This window comes from Arthrobacter sp. JUb115 (genome assembly GCF_004365035.1).
In the GTDB taxonomy this organism is placed as follows: Bacteria; Actinomycetota; Actinomycetes; order Actinomycetales; family Micrococcaceae; genus Glutamicibacter.
On sequence record NZ_SOBS01000005.1, the window covers coordinates 82,965 to 98,440 of the forward strand.

Here is a 15,476-nt window from a genome sequence, read left to right on the forward strand (position 1 = left end):
CTTAGAACAGTCGGGGAATCGTGGTGCCGAGCGCGGCAATGAAGATGGCGTAGAAGGCCACGACCACCAGCACCGAATACAAGGCGGCAGAGCGCCAGCGCTCACCGCCCAGCCAGCGCATCCACACGAAGCACAGCAGCAGCGCGGGAATCTCGAAGCCGATCAGCGGCATGAGCACCACCATCAGGATCAGGGTGGCGAAACCAATGACGGTGTACCAGCTCATGGCACTGAACTTCTCCCCGTCCTGCCCGCCGCGCCTGCCCACGATGAGCTGCACCACGGCCATGACGGCGGCAATCAGCGTGACGATGAAGGGCCACATCCCGGCGCTGGGCGCCGCGGGGGTGCCCAGCCCCAGGCCAACGGACAGCGCCATGCCGGCGCAGCCCAGCGCGAGCACCACCAGGCTGGAGGCAAGGTTCGCCACCGGTCCGGCCGGTTCCGGGGCCTCGGCTTCCCACTGGGCGGCGAGTTCCTCCGGGGTCAGCGCCTCGGGCGACGAATCGTCCTCGGGCTGCACCGGGCCGGATTTCGCGCGGGGCGCGCCGGGCACCGGCGGGCGTTCAACGTGTTTGGCTTGCATGATGTCCTCCTGTGCTTGAAGTGTTCCGGATCAGCTGGCTGCCGGGAGGCTACTTGCCGGCCAGCGAGATGTCGTACTCATCGGTCAGTTCCTTGTACTTCGCGGCCAGCTCATTCCATTCGGCGGTGACTTCCTCGCCGGAAATCTCGTTCGGAGTCAGCATGTTCTTCTCGTTGAACGAGGTGTAGGTGTCCGTGGCTACCGCGTCCTTGATGGAGGCCACCAGCTTCTGCTTGGCGTCATCGCTCAGGCCCTTCGGGGCTGCGATGGCGCGGTACTGGGAGACCGGGACTTCATAGCCTGCCTCGATGGCGGTGGGCACATCGGGAAGGAACTCATTGCGCTCGGAGGAGAAGACCACGATCGGGGTGACGGTGCCGGCGTCGATCTGCGGCTTGGCTTCGCCCAGCTGCACTGTGGAGACCTGTACCTGGTCGCCCATGACGGCGGTCAGTGCCGGGGAACCCGAGTCGAATGGTACTGTGGTGCCTTCGATGCCCGCCTGGGCCAGGATCAGTTCCTGGGCCAGCTGCGAGCCGGTGCCCACGCCGGTAGTGCCGAAGGACAGCTTCTTGCCGCTGTTCTTGATGTCATCGAAGTTCTCCATCCCCGACTTGGTGCTGGCTACCATGACGTAGTCATCCTGACTCAGTCCCATGAGGACATCGAGGTCATCGAGCGAAACCGCCTCGTCCGCGGATACCGCCAGCGGGGTAATGGTGATCAACGAGGCGTTGAGCAGCACGAGGTTCTGCCCGTCCGGGGCCATGGCCGCCACTTCTTCGGTGGCCAGCGCGCCGTTGGCGCCCGGCTTGTTCACCACGGGCAGGGCCACGCCCAGGGAATCCGCCATGCCGTCCGCCGCGGCGCGCGCGATCAGGTCGGTGGAGCCGCCAGGCGCCTGGCCGACGGTCAGGGTGATGGGGCCGCTGGGGAATTCGGCGGAGGCCGAGCCCCCGCCGACGTTGCCGCCGCAGGCGGAAAGCGCTAGTACCGCGCCAGTGGCCGAGAGGGCGAGCAGCGAGCGGCGAGTCAAGCGATTTTTCATGGGAAGTTCTCCTGTGGTGTCGAGTGTGGGACCCCGGCCGAGGCCTCGAGTGAGACAGCTCACCTTGCTGGTCTTGGAGTCAAGCGTAGAAACTTGAAGTGATGCATGTCCAAGGTTGAATGTGCATAGAATGATTCCAGAAAGGTATCAAATGTTTACTCTGGACCAAGCACGCAGTTTCGTTGCCGTTGCCGAGGAATTGCACTTCGGCCGTGCCGCCGAGCGGCTGAACATGACCCAGCCGCCGCTGAGCCGGCAGATCCAGAAACTCGAGCGCACGGTCGGCGTGGAACTCCTCGAGCGCGACAACCGCCGCGTGGCCCTCACCGCGGCGGGCCATGCTTTCCTCCAGGATGCCCGCCGGCTGGTCGTGGCCGCCGAGCGTGCCCCGGACAATGCCCGCCGCATCGCCGCCGGCCAGCTGGGCGAGCTGCGCATCGGCTTCACCGCAGCCTCGGGCTTCAGCCTGCTCGGCCCGCTGCTGGGAGAAATCTCGGCGCAGATGCCGCAGGTGCACCTGGAGCTGTCGGAAATGGTGACCGGCGAGCAGGTCGACGCCCTGCTGGACGGCGACATCGATCTGGGCTTAGCCCGCCCGCCCTTCGACGAGAAGCTCTTCGAATCCGCACTGCTATTAACCGAGGGGCTCTACGTGGCAGTGCCCTCCGGCCACCGGCTGGCCCGGCTGCAGCGGGAGGTATTGTTCGATGACCTGCGCAATGAACCGCTGATCATGCACTCCCCCACCAAGGCCCGCTACTTCTACGACCTGGTGGTGCGCCGCGTCGACATCGAGCACAAGAACGTGCGCCATACCGTCAGCCAGGTGCTGACCATGCTCGCGCTGGTCTCCGCCGGGCGCGGTATTGCTTTCGTCCCGGAGAGTGCCAAGCTGCTGGGCGTGGGCGGGGTCAGCTACCTGCGGCTGGGCGAGGTTACCGACGATCCGGTGCAGCTGCACGCCATCTGGAGCAAGTCCTCGCGCAATCCGGCGCTGGAACGGGTGGTCTCGATCGTGCGCCACGCGCTGCACGCTGAATGATGCACAGTAGGTATCAAACAATACAAATATGGGCTTGGACAGGCATCATAGAGGGTTCCTAGGCTGAGGGTAATACCAATGCACCGCCCCCAGCTTTCCCGCCTCGCCTGAGGCGGGAACCAGTCAAAGGAACAAACCATGGCCCAGTACACCCCCGCCGAACTTGCCTCCAAGCTCAAGGACGGGTTGCTCTCCTTCCCGGTCACCGCATTCGACGCGAACCTGGAAATCGACGAGGCCGCGTACCGCAACCACCTGGCCTGGCAGTCCAGCTTCGATGTCGCGGGACTGTTCGCCGCCGGAGGCACGGGCGAAGGCTTCACGCTGACCCCGGCAGAGGCCTCGCGTGTGGTCCGCATGGCAGTGGAAGAAGCCGGCTCCAAGGTTCCGGTGCTGGCCTCGGCCGGCGGTTCGACCAAGCAGGCCATCCAGAATGCGCAAGACGCCGAGGCCGCAGGGGCCGAGGGCCTGCTGCTGCTGCCGCCGTACCTGACCGAATGCGACCAGGAAGGGCTCTACCAGCACGCGTCGGCCATCTGCGCCTCGACGACGACCGGCGTAATCGTCTACAACCGCGCCAACGCGATCTATTCGGCGGACACCGTGGCCCGGCTGGCCGATAACCACGAGAACTTCATCGGCTTCAAGGACGCGCTGGGCGACATCGAGCACCTGACCAAGGTGTACGCCAAGAACGGCGACCGCCTGTTCTACCTGGGCGGGCTGCCTACCGCGGAGACCTTCGCGCTGCCGCTGCTGCAGCTGGGCATGAGCACCTACTCCTCGGCCATGTACAACTTCGTTCCGGAATTCGCGCTGGACTTCTACAAGGATGTGCGCGCCCAGGACCTGAAGGCGGTCAACGAGAAGCTGAACCGCTTCGTGCTGCCGTACCTGGAAATCCGCGACCGCGTCAAGGGCTACGGCGTATCCATCGTCAAGGGCGGGCTGAAGGCCATCGGCCGCGACTCCGGCTCGGTGCGCCCGCCGCTGCAGGATCTGACCGAGCAGGACCTGGCGGACCTGTCCGCGCTGATCCAGCAGGCAGGCATCGTTCCCGCCGGCGCGAGCCTCTAACCAGCACTGGCACTTTACGACACACCAATCAGTCGACTCAGGAGCAATTCATGAGCACAACCACGCAGAACCTCACCGGCGAGTCCATCCTCGCCGGCGCCAGCACCGAAGGCAACGGACGCAAGGTCAACGGCTATAACCCGGCGACCAACGAGCGCCTGGAACCTGCCTACAGCCTCATCAATGAGCAGCAGCTGAAGCTGGCCACCGCTGCGGCGGCCGAGGCCTTCGAGTCCTTCCGTTCCTTGGAACCGTCGAAGCACGCAGAGTTCCTGGAAGCCATCGCGGAGAACATCGAGGCAGTGGGCGCCGAACTGGTCGCTCGCGCCATGGCCGAAACCGGCTTGCCCGAGGCGCGCCTGACCGGCGAGCGCGGACGCACCACCGGACAGCTGCGGCTGTTCGCGCAGGTGGTGCGCCAGGGCGACCAGCACGGCGTGCGCGTGGACCCGGCCCTGCCCGAGCGCACCCCAGCCCCGCGCGTGGACATCCGGCAGCGCAAGATCCCGGTGGGACCGGTCGCGGTGTTCGGCGCGTCGAACTTCCCGCTGGCGTTCTCCACCGCAGGCGGCGACACCGCCAGCGCACTGGCTGCCGGCTGCCCGGTGGTCTTCAAGGCCCACAATGCGCACCCCGGAACCAGCGAGATTGTTGGCCATGCCATCAGCAAGGCCGTCGCCGACTTCGGGCTGCACCCGGGAGTCTTCTCACTGGTTTATGGCCCCGGCGCGTCGATCGGCCAAGCCCTGGTGAAGGATCCGGCCATCAAGGCCGTGGGCTTCACCGGCTCGCGGGCCGGCGGCACCGCCCTGATGGCCGCCGCGGCCGCGCGACCGGAACCCATCCCGGTGTATGCCGAGATGAGCTCCATCAACCCGGTGATCTTCTTCGAGGGAGCATTGGCTCAGGATCCCGTTGCGCAGGCCAAGGCCTACTTGGCTTCTGTTGTCGGTTCTTCCGGGCAGCTGTGCACCGCACCGGGACTCGTCTTTGTTCCCACCGGAGCTGCCGGCGACGCATTCGCCCGCGCCGTCAGCGGCCAGGCACCGGAAACTTCCGGGCAGACGATGCTCACCGAGGGAATCTACAATTCCTGGACCGCTGGTGTCCAAGCGCTCGGCAGCCAGGACGGTGTCGAACTGCTGGGCCGTGGCACCGAAGGGGCAACCGAGAACGCTCCGGCACCAGCCATCTACACCGCTGGAGTGGAGCAGCTGCTGGCCAACCCGGTGCTGCAAGACGAAATCTTCGGAGCCGCCTCGCTGGTGATTCGCTACGCCGATGCCGCACAGCTGCAAACCGCGCTGGGCCGGCTGGAAGGCCAGCTCACCGCCACCTTGCAGCTGGACGATTCGGATCACGAAGCCGCAGGGCAGATCATCGGGACGCTGGAAACCAAGGTCGGGCGCATCCTGGTCAACGGATGGCCAACCGGTGTGGAAGTGGGCCACGCGATGGTGCACGGAGGTCCATTCCCGGCAACGTCCGACCCGCGGACCACCTCGGTGGGCACCCTGGCCATCGAGCGCTTCCTGCGCCCGATCGCCTACCAGAACTTCCCGGACGCGCTTTTGCCCAAGCCCATCGCGGAAGACAACCCGTGGAAGTTGACCCGCCGGATTGACGGCGTCCTGCAGGCGAAAGGCGAATAATCCATGACTTCCCAGCCCACCATTGCCTCGGTGAAGGTCATCCCGGTCGCCGGGCATGACTCCATGCTGCTGAACCTCTCCGGGGCGCACGGGCCGTTCTTCACTCGCAATATCGCTATCCTCACTGACTCCGAAGGCCGCACGGGCCTCGGCGAGGTACCTGGCGGCGAAGCGATCCGTTCGACCATAGAGGAGGCCGGCACACTGATTACCGGCGCCCCTGTGGCGACTTACCGTTCGCTGCTGCGCCAGGTGGCAGCCCGCTTCGCAGACCTCGATTCCGGCGGACGCGGTGCACAGACCTTCGATTTGCGCACCACCGTGCACGCAGTCACCGCACTTGAGTCTGCACTGCTGGATCTGCACGGCCAGTTCCTCGGAGTGCCGGCGGCCGAACTGCTCGGCGACGGGCAGCAGCGCGACGCGGTTCCGATGCTCGGCTACCTGTTCTACGTGGGCAACCCGGATACGACGGATCTGCCGTATCTGCGCGAACCGCAGGGCAACGACGATTGGGAGCGCTTGCGCCGCGAGGAAGCCATGACACCAGAAGCCGTGGTGCGCCTGGCCGAGGCGGCTCAGGCCCGTTACGGGTTCAAGGATTTCAAGCTGAAGGGCGGCGTCCAGGACGGGGACTCCGAGGTCGATGCTGTCATCGCTTTGAAGGAACGCTTCCCCGAAGCCCGGATCACGCTTGACCCCAATGGCGGCTGGCTGCTCGAAGATGCTATCCGGCTTGGCAAGCGCATGCGTGGAGTGGTGGCCTATGCCGAGGATCCGTGCGGCCCTGAGGGCCGCTTCTCGGGCCGCGAGGTCATGAGCGAATTCCGCAGGGCGACCGGTCTGCAGACCGCCACGAACATGATTGCGACTGACTGGCGAGAAATGGCGCACGCGGTGCGCACCAATGCGGTAGACATCCCCCTGGCAGATCCGCATTTCTGGACCATGTCCGGTTCAGTGCGCGTTGCCCAGCTGTGCAACGAGTTCGGACTGACTTGGGGGTCGCACTCGAACAACCACTTCGACATCTCGCTGGCGATGTTCACCCAGGTCGGCGCCGCTGCTCCGGGCGAGATCACGGCACTCGATACCCACTGGATCTGGCAGGATGGACAGGGCCTGACCGAGGAACCATTGGTGATTCGGGACGGAGAGATCAAGGTTCCGCAGCGGTCCGGCTTGGGTGTCAGCCTGGACATGGATCGGGTCGCCCAAGCCCACGAACTGTACCTGGAACATGGGTTGGGCTCGCGTGACGACTCGGTGTCCATGCAATACCTGATTCCCGGCTGGACCTTCGATTCGAAGAGTCCCGCGCTGGTTCGCTGATGGGCTGCCAGGGAATCTGAATAATGCACCGTGGACGGTAGAGGGAGCTTTCGCACCCTCGCCGTCCACGGCTTCGAGAAGCCCCGGAGCTGGGAACACCAGTACCGGGCGGGAAAGGCAATATGCAAGGAGTTCTACAGGGATTCTCCGTTGTCTTGATCCTCATCGGCATCGGCCTGCTGATGTCGGTCGCACTGCCGCGACAACGCGCGGCCATTGCCCAGGGGCTCACCCCGCTCATCTTCTACATCACCAACCCCGCCCTGATGTTCACCCTGCTTGCCAGTACCGATCTGCATGCGGTGGTTGGTGTATTCACCCCGATAGCCTTGATGGTTGCGGTGCTGACCGGCTCCGCTTATGCATTGGTCGCGCGGCTGGCCTTCAAGACTCCAGCTCATCGGCTGCCCGTTGCGGCCATGTCCACGAGTTATGTGAATGCTGGAAATATCGGTGTGCCGCTGGCCCTTTATGCGGTGGGCAGCACCAGTCCCGTAGTGTCGGTGCTCATCGCGCAGTTGCTGATCATCGCTCCCGTCTACCTGTGCATGTTCGCGGTGCTCTCCCGCGCCAAGTCCGGTGACGCGGATGGCCTGCCCGGTGCGAAAATGATCCTCAAGTCCATCGCCAACCCTGTCTCTATTGCGACCTTCCTCGGTGCGGTGTTCTCCTTCTTTGGCCTGGCACTGCCCGAAGTCATTCATGCGCCAGTGCAAATGATTGGCGACGCATCCATCCCCCTGTTGCTGATGTCCTTTGGAATGGCGCTATACGGCCAGCGTCCATTGTCAGATAAGAACCTGCGCGGCGAAATCTATCTGGCGACCGCGTTCAAGGTGTTCTTCATGCCTTTGCTCGCCTGGCTCGTTGCCCGCTTCGTTTTCGGCCTATCAGGAATCGAACTTCTCGGAGTGGTGATCATGGCGGCGCTTCCAACCGCGCAAAACGTCTTGCTGTTTGCCCAGCAATTCAAGCTGCCCGTCGCCGTGCCGCGCGAAGTGGTGCTGGCAAGCACCCTGCTGACCTTTCCCAGTGTGCTGGTCATTGCCTTCTTGCTGGGCTAGATACGTGCAGCACCGGTATTCGCTCCGGTGGGCATCTTGGGCCTGCCGCTGCTACCCATCCCGTGCGACAGCGTAATCCCTGCCTCGAATGCGCTCGAACCACCTTGCCGAAGCTATCCGTTGCCAGCTGTCTTCCGAACGGTAACTCGGCGGAACTGATGGGCTGGCCAAGCGTCCAGCCGATGAGCTGGCAACCAAGCGGCTATTGGCCATCGCACGGTGCCGAATCCGGAGGGACGCCATTTATTCAATGAATTAGCCAAGATACTTAGCACGCTTGGACCACGGCTTCGACGCCAGGAGAGCTGGATCCCGGAATGTACTCCTAGCGTGAAACAACTTTGGAAAGATAGCGTTCGCTATGCAAATAATTATGTGTTTTCCATGGTCAGTGCGGATCTGAAAATTTCGAACTCCCCAAACATGCAGATAACCATCATTCATTTTTCGAATCTGCGAGTCCGCCGGGATAGTTCCACAGAAATATGTGAAACACCTTTTTAGTACATGAGCGAATATAAAAGATTTATTTGAGAAGTACTTCCTTTAGGAGTTGCCGAGCAGTTACGCTCCTACCGGCACACACCACATCGATTGATCACCGACCTTTGTGCGCCCAAAAACCCTACAAGGAGAACATCAATGGCACGTTTTTCTACCCCTCTTCGGAGAACCCTGGCCGTCTCCGCGGCCGTAGTGATCGGCATGAGCGGCTTCGGCGCTGGCGCCTTGCCAGCTACCGCCTCCCCCGTATCGGCTCCCGCTGAAAAGTCCCTCCCCAAGGCAAATGGCGAAGACAAGGTCAAGATCGGTTCGGTTCAATCAGGCGAGGCCTACGACCAATTCATCGTCACCTACAAGGCTTCAGCCACGCAGACGGGCAAGTCCTCCCGCGCCAAGGCCTGGGGCCAAGCAGCCAAGGCAGCAGGCGTTACCGTCAAGGAAATGCGAGCCATGGCCACCGGCAGCTTCGTGGTGAAGGCCGACAAGAAACTCAAGGGCAACGGCGCCAAGGAGTTCATGGCCGATATTGCGCAGTCTGGTCTCGTGGAATCGGTGGAACCCGATGCCATCATGAAGATTTCCATGACGCCTAACGACACCCGGTACGGCGAGCAGTGGCACTACAGCGGCACCAACGGGATGCGCTTGCCTTCGGCCTGGGACATCGCCACCGGCGAGGGCAGCATCGTCGCAGTCCTGGATACCGGCATCACCTCGCACTCGGATCTGAACGCCAACATCGTTTCCGGCTACGACTTCGTCTCCAGCTCTGCCTCGGCCCGCGACGGCAACGGCCGCGACGCGAACCCCCAGGATGAGGGCGACTGGTACGCCGCCGGTGAATGCGGCGGCAGCTACTCGGGCAATTCCTCCTGGCACGGCACCCACGTGGCCGGCACCGTAGCCGCAGTCACCAACAACTCCAGCGGCGTGGCCGGAGTTGCCCCGGATGCCAAGATCCAGCCAGTCCGCGTCCTGGCCAAGTGCGGCGGCAGCCTGTCCGACATCGCCGATGCCATCATTTGGGCTTCGGGCGGTGCGGTCCCGGGAATTGCCAATAACCCAACCCCGGCAGACACCATCAACATGTCCCTGGGCGGTGGCGGCGCTTGCGGAACTACCTACCAGGCGGCCATCAACGCCGCGGTTTCGCGCGGCACCTCGGTGGTAGTTGCCGCCGGCAACGAAAGCCAGAACGCTTCGAATTCCCGCCCGGCCAACTGCGAAAACGTCATTACCGTAGCGGCAAGCAACCCTTCGGGCGCTCCGTCGTACTACACGAACTACGGCTCGGCCGTTGACGTCACCGCACCTGGTGGCGACACCCGCTACGCCGGCCAAGGCGTGCTGTCCACCATCAATACCGGCACCACTACTCCATCCAGCCAGGGCTATGCCTTCTACCAGGGCACTTCCATGGCCACCCCGCACGTAGCGGGCATGGTCGCACTGATGAAGTCGGCAGACCCTGGGATGTCCCCCGCCTCCGTGGAAACTGCGTTGAAGCAGGGCACCCGCGCGATGCCAGGCGGTTGCAGCATCGGTTGCGGCGCCGGACTGGTGGATGCCGCCAAGATCATGAATGCCCTGGACGGCAGCAACCCAACACCAACCCCGGAGCCAACTCCGGATCCGGAGCCAAGCGGCAACCTGCTGAAGAATGCTGGCTTCGAGAACGGGGCGGATTACTGGACCGCCAACCGCGCCGACACCTTCGAGTCCGGCTCGGCAGCCCGCTCCGGCAGCGGATTAGCTGGGCTGAATGGTTGGGGCAATTCCAACACCTACACCCTGGACCAGAAGGTCGCCATCCCGGCAGATGCCACCAATGCGCAGCTGGAGTTCTACCTGCATGTGCTGACCAATGAAACTACTGCCTATAGCCAGTACGACAAGCTGACCGTACAGGTTCTGGACGGCTACGGAACCTACAACATGGGCACCTGGTCGAACTTGGATGCCGGCTCGTCCTACGAACTGCAGGCCGTTGACCTGAACAACTTCCGCGGTAAGACCGTTACTTTGCGTTTCAAGGGCGTGGAAGACAGCTCGCAGGCTACCTTGTTCCGCATTGATGATGCATCGGTAGCCGCCAGCTAGAGGATCGACCAGAAAAGTCCACTATTACCTGCGCAAGCGCGGCACCAATCGGTGCCGCGCTTGCTGCGGGAAAGATAGGGATATCGCCTAGCTCAAGGTCCAGGAGCGCTTGGACAGGCCGTACCAGAAACCGTCAATTGCCGTCTTGGCATCAATTCCACCCGAGGCGTATGCCGCACCCAGCGCAACGTACAGCGGAGCCCAATGCTCCGAGCGCGGGTGCGCTTCGCGGGCCGCCGGGGCCTTGTGCAGGAAGTCGAGGATGGAGTCCACATCCCCGCGGGCCATTGCCTCCTCGGCCCAGTGGTCGAACTCGCTGGAGGCCGATGGCGGCGCCGAATCCGGCCCGCCGGCTGGGTTGAACCAGCGCAAGTTGTGGGTGGTGAATCCGGAGCCAACGATCAAGGTTCCCCGCTCGCGCAAGGGTGCCAAGCTCTTGCCCAGATCAAAGAGTCCTGCAGGATCCAGTGTTGGCATGGACATCTGCACCACCGGTACATCCGCATCCGGGAACATTTCCTTCAGCGGCACGTAGGCGCCATGGTCCAGTCCACGCGTCTCGTCGCGCTCCACGTGATGGCCATAGGCCGAGGTCAGCCGTTCGACTTCATTGGCCAGCCCGGGCGCCATTGGCGCGTCGTAGCGAACGTCGTAGTACTTCTGGTCGAAGCCCCAGAAGTCGTAGACCAATTCGTTCTTCTGCTGGGTAGCACTCAGCGTCACCGGCGCATTTTCCCAGTGCGCGGAGATCATCAGAATATCTTTCGGCTTCTCGAAAGTGCCGGACCAGCTAGCCAGCTCCTGGGTCCAGCGCTGGTCGTCGGCCAGTGGCGGTGCGCCATGGCTAAGGAACAAGACGGGAGGGGTATCGGATAGCTGATTCATGATTAAAAACTACCAACCATTAGTTGAAGCGTCAAGCTTTATTTTCATGAATCCCGATATCTAATTCATGCAAGACCCTCAATGCTCTCCAAGAGGCCCGTGGACAGTGCGGACAGATTCGCCGCACCACGTTGGGTCCAACGCCAGCGGCAACGGAGGCCATGGCTTTCTTGCTCTGCTTCTGAGCGGCGGCGGAAATCTATTGCTTCTCTAATCACGAATGCAATTGGCAAGTCGTTCCTAAGCTGCGCCGGAGAAGTGGAACTGTACGGCTTTGCAGGCATCAGGCGTTGCCTGGCCAGTCTTTTCCAAGCCATTAATTACGCTCAGCTGGGGATTCGCAGTACGTTCAACACTTCGGCTTCGAACGGCTGCGGTTTCCAATATCAGACTTATTGACCATTAATCTTTAGAATGGTTTGTATGCAAGAAGAAGAACTGATGCAGACGGTCGAAGAAGAATTCACCGCCATCTTATTGCGCGCCCGCCAGATGCTGATCCGTCGCGCCAAGATCATCCACCCGGACCTGCAGGATCCGGGGTACCGCTTGCTTGCAGTGGTCATCCGTGATGAAGCCCAGCAACAGGGAGCACTCGCAGAAAAACTGCGTCTGGACAAGGCGACTATTTCCCGCCTCGTGCAGCACCTCGAGTCTCTGGAACTTGTCACCCGCACCCAGGATCCTTCCGATGGCCGGGCCCAGCTGGTCTCGGCAACAGAAATCGCCAAGGAAAAATGGCGCTCCAGCGGTAACACGCTGCGTGAGGAACTGCGCCGCCAGCTCAAGGAATGGGAAGCCTCCGAACTGAAGAATTTTGGAGATCTCCTGCACCGCCTCAACGACAGCTTTGAACAGATTCTCTAGTTCCCGATCTTCAGCTGAAGCCTTGGAGACCTTCTGGTTTCCAAGGCTTCAGCTTTTTAGGCTCACTCCATCAGCGCCAGGAAATCATCGGCGCTTAACGCCGCACTCTGCGCGGCTTGGGCAGTCTCTCCCAGGACATCATTGAACAGCTGCGTCTTCTTGGCCTGCAGCGCGAGCACCTTGGATTCGATGGTGTCCTTTGCCACCAAGCGGTACACATAGACCGGACGAGTTTGCCCAATGCGGTGGGCCCGGTCAATAGCCTGGGCTTCGGCCTGCGGGTTCCACCATGGGTCCAGCAAGATGCAGTAGTCGGCGGAAGTGAGGTTAATGCCGAAGCCGCCGGACTTCAGCGAGATGAAGAAGACCGGGAAATCTCCCTCGCTGAAACCGTCAATCAGTTCCTTGCGCTTTGGGCCAGTGGTGGACCCATCAAGGTATCCGTGCTCAATGCCCAGCTCTTCAGCGACGTCGCGTGCCTTGGCCAAGAAACTGGTGAATTGGCTGAAGACCAGAATCTTATGCCCTTCAGAAACCGCGTCCCCCATGAGTTCGCGCAGCATTTCAAGCTTCGCGCTCGGGGCATCGCCCTCGCCTACCAGGGACGGATCCAAGGCCAGCTGGCGCAGCAAGGTCAGCGATTGGAGAATCTGGAAGCGATTCGAATCAACGTCGTCAACCAGGCCCAGGACTTCTTGCCGCACGCGCTGGAAGCGGCGGTCATAGGCTTTGCGGTGCCCCGGCTCCAGTTCGACTTCCAGCACCTGCTCGGTCTTCGCCGGCAACTCTGGAACGACCTGTTCCTTGGTACGGCGCAGCACGAACGGACGCAGTCGGCTCTTCAGGCGCTCCAGGCGCTCCTGGTCTCCGTCGGCAATGGGTTTCTGGTAGTTGTCCTTGAAGGACTTCGCACCGCCCAGCAGGCCTGGTGCAGCCAGTGAGACCAACGCCCACAGTTCCATCAGGTTGTTTTCCATGGGTGTGCCAGTGACCACGAATTTGCACGGCACTGGCAGCTGCCGGGCCTGCTTGTAGCCTTTGGAGGCATGGTTCTTCAGTTGCTGGGCCTCGTCCATGATCATGACGTTGAATCCGGCGGCTTCAAAATCCTCATAGGCCAGGCGGAAGATCGTGTAGCTGGTAACTACCAATTGGGCGTCACCGATCTGCGACGCCATGCTTTGGCCGCTCATTCTAGCTGTTGAAGTGATGCCGGTGACTCTCATCTGCGGCGCAAATCGCTGCGCCTCATTGATCCAGTTGCCCACCACCGAGGTAGGAGCCAGCACCAGGAATTTCTGGGCAGGATCCTCGACGCGCGCTTGTTCAAGGCAAGCCAGCAGCTGGACGGTCTTGCCCAGACCCATATCGTCGGCAAGGACGCCGCCGAGATCATGGGTACGCAAGAAGTTGAGCCAGGATAGGCCGTGGCCCTGATACGGGCGCAGTTCAGCGTTGAACGTTTCCGCTAGCTGGACCGGCTGCATTTCTTCACCGCTTTGCAGCGCCTTCATGGTCTGCAGCCACTGGTTGTGCTGGGCTTCGATAATGCCCAGATCCACCAGTTCTTGCCACCAGTCGATGCTCAACTTATGGATGCGGATCGTATCGCCCTGCACCGTGCCCAGCTCCCCGGCCTCTGATATCAGCTGGCGCAGCTGCGTGAAATCTGCACCATCAATCGGGATCACCGTAAGGTCATCGAGGACGAGATACTCATCTTGCTTGGTCAAGGCCTCCAGCAGCAGTGGGAACGGGACCTTGGTCTCGTCCAGGAGCACTTCCACAGACAAGTCGAACCAGTCCCCCGTGCTTTCGCCGGCTTCGACACTGACAGCGGCCGGCGCGTGGCTGATCCGGTACTTCGGCAGCCTGTTCTGCTCTTCAACGACCACATCGGGATGCTCTGCCAAGAGCGGCAATGCGTAGACCAAGAAATCGATGGATTCGGAGGTGCTGAATTCCTTCGGCGGGAAGATTCCTGAAGAGGTCAGTTGCCCCAAGGAAGCCTGCGCGCCGAGCTTGTCCTGCACCGAAGCAGCAATTTCCTTTTCCACGGCATACTGGCGGGGGCCCGCGGAGGCGTACTCCCAGGAATAGCTCACGGTCAGCGGAGTTCGGATGCTCTCCAGGGACAGCTTGAGGCTGGGGCGTGCTGGAACAGGGATGCTGTAGCTGTCATCCTCGCTCTTCAACGGTGCCATCAGGCGCAATCGGTCCAGGTGCTGGCGCTCGAAAAGCTCAACGCCTTCCTGCGGGATGGATTGCGCACCGGATTCAATAAATGTGGCCAGTTCCTTCGTGACCGGTTCAGCGAACCGGGCCAAACCGATTTCCCTGGCCTTCGGCAAGGGGCTGGACGCGTAAGCCAACAAGGTCGGCGGCGTGCCTATGGGCAAGAGGTAGACGTGCTCTTCGCTCGGCCCGCGCAGCTTCCCTTCCATGCTCAGGCCATGTTCACCGCGACGCACATCCACGTGTGCCATGGCTGGTTGCTCGCTGAACTCCACCGGGGCCTTGGCCGTAGAACCGCCGTTGACGATCTGCACTCCAGCTTCACGCAGGGCTTCGAACGCATCCAGCAGGTCCTGGCCTGGAAGATCCATCAAGGAGATCCACTCCTTGGGATCCCACGAATGGCGATAAGTATCTTGTTCAACGTGTTCACGCAACCGGTCCAGTTCAACGACCGCACGACGCTGCTTCTTGGAGAACCGCGTATCAAAAGCGACATTGCGCCAGCTGATCCCGGTTTGGATCCAGGGGCTCTTGGTGCCCTGGCGGGCCGGGCGTGCCTGCAAGGTCAGCGCGTCCTCGCCGCCATAACGCGGTTCGCTGACCACTTTCAGGATCAATCCCAGCGGTTCTTCGGCAACCAGCGGCTCATCGGAAATGACTGGAAGCAGACGGTCAAGGGTGCGTTCCCACTGCGGCTTGCTATTGCGTTTCCATGCGTGGGGATCCACCCCGGAGTCGGAGACGAAGAAGCCCTGGTCTTCTTCGGTGGTGACCTCAATGAGCAAGGCGGCGACGTCTTCACAGGACTGAACCCCCGGATGCTTGCCGCAGAAGCTGGTGAAGCTGATATTGCCCGCGGTGATTTCCAATTGGGCCATCACCGATTCGCGCAGCACCACACCGGAGATGCGGGTAGATCCCGGGCGCATTACCCGGTTGGCGATCTGCACTTTTCCGGAATCACACAGGAATTGGCCCAGGTTGTATTCGGATTCGGTCACCAAGGTCTGGGCCGCAGAAAGTGTCAGCTGGAATTCCATACTCGCCGTTCATTGTTCGTGCAGTGGGCGCCCGAGAGCTA

General features: G+C 61.9%; 11 protein-coding genes. 7 read left to right on the forward strand and 4 right to left on the reverse strand.

The genetic code is table 11. From position 1 onward, the window contains the following. Position 1 precedes the first annotated feature (1 nt). The gene (locus EDF61_RS10390) at positions 2–586 is read right to left on the reverse strand and encodes a tripartite tricarboxylate transporter TctB family protein (protein ID WP_133834029.1); all 585 of its coding nucleotides are present in this window, start codon (positions 584–586) and stop codon (positions 2–4) included. A 49-nt stretch (positions 587–635) separates the two neighbouring features. Beyond that, entirely contained in the window at positions 636–1,634 is a 999-nt protein-coding gene (locus EDF61_RS10395; RefSeq protein ID WP_105661987.1) for a Bug family tripartite tricarboxylate transporter substrate binding protein, read from the reverse strand. A 151-nt stretch (positions 1,635–1,785) separates the two neighbouring features. On the opposite strand from EDF61_RS10395, the gene EDF61_RS10400 reads away from it, so the two are divergent. The 6 genes from EDF61_RS10400 to EDF61_RS10425 all read left to right on the forward strand — a co-directional run bounded on the left by EDF61_RS10400 (position 1,786) and on the right by EDF61_RS10425 (position 10,405). Continuing rightward, a complete protein-coding gene (locus EDF61_RS10400) occupies positions 1,786–2,676 on the forward strand; it encodes a LysR family transcriptional regulator (RefSeq protein ID WP_105656282.1) in 891 nt (296 codons plus the stop codon). Between the two features lie 138 nt (positions 2,677–2,814). Further along, positions 2,815–3,753, forward strand: a complete 939-nt coding sequence (gene kdgD / locus EDF61_RS10405) for a 5-dehydro-4-deoxyglucarate dehydratase (RefSeq protein WP_105656281.1) — start codon at positions 2,815–2,817, stop codon at positions 3,751–3,753. A 50-nt stretch (positions 3,754–3,803) separates the two neighbouring features. Further along, a complete protein-coding gene (locus EDF61_RS10410) occupies positions 3,804–5,405 on the forward strand; it encodes an aldehyde dehydrogenase (NADP(+)) (RefSeq protein WP_105661988.1) in 1,602 nt (533 codons plus the stop codon). A 3-nt stretch (positions 5,406–5,408) separates the two neighbouring features. Further along, a complete protein-coding gene (locus EDF61_RS10415; RefSeq protein ID WP_105656279.1) occupies positions 5,409–6,737 on the forward strand; it encodes an enolase C-terminal domain-like protein in 1,329 nt (442 codons plus the stop codon). A 122-nt stretch (positions 6,738–6,859) separates the two neighbouring features. Continuing rightward, entirely contained in the window at positions 6,860–7,801 is a 942-nt protein-coding gene (locus EDF61_RS10420; protein WP_105656278.1) for an AEC family transporter, read from the forward strand. 642 nt (positions 7,802–8,443) lie between these two features. Beyond that, the gene (locus EDF61_RS10425) at positions 8,444–10,405 is read left to right on the forward strand and encodes a S8 family peptidase (RefSeq protein WP_105656277.1); all 1,962 of its coding nucleotides are present in this window, start codon (positions 8,444–8,446) and stop codon (positions 10,403–10,405) included. A gap of 87 nt (positions 10,406–10,492) precedes the next feature. On the opposite strand, the gene EDF61_RS10430 is transcribed toward EDF61_RS10425, so the two are convergent. Further along, positions 10,493–11,290, reverse strand: coding sequence for a dioxygenase family protein (locus EDF61_RS10430; protein ID WP_133834030.1), 798 nt, complete (start codon positions 11,288–11,290; stop codon positions 10,493–10,495). A gap of 423 nt (positions 11,291–11,713) precedes the next feature. On the opposite strand from EDF61_RS10430, the gene EDF61_RS10435 reads away from it, so the two are divergent. Continuing rightward, the gene (locus EDF61_RS10435; RefSeq protein WP_166650777.1) at positions 11,714–12,157 is read left to right on the forward strand and encodes a MarR family winged helix-turn-helix transcriptional regulator; all 444 of its coding nucleotides are present in this window, start codon (positions 11,714–11,716) and stop codon (positions 12,155–12,157) included. Between the two features lie 62 nt (positions 12,158–12,219). On the opposite strand, the gene EDF61_RS10440 is transcribed toward EDF61_RS10435, so the two are convergent. After that, positions 12,220–15,435: a DEAD/DEAH box helicase gene (locus tag EDF61_RS10440; protein WP_133834032.1), complete on the reverse strand. Its 3,216-nt coding sequence runs from the start codon at positions 15,433–15,435 to the stop codon at positions 12,220–12,222. Between the last annotated feature and the right edge of the window lie 41 nt (positions 15,436–15,476).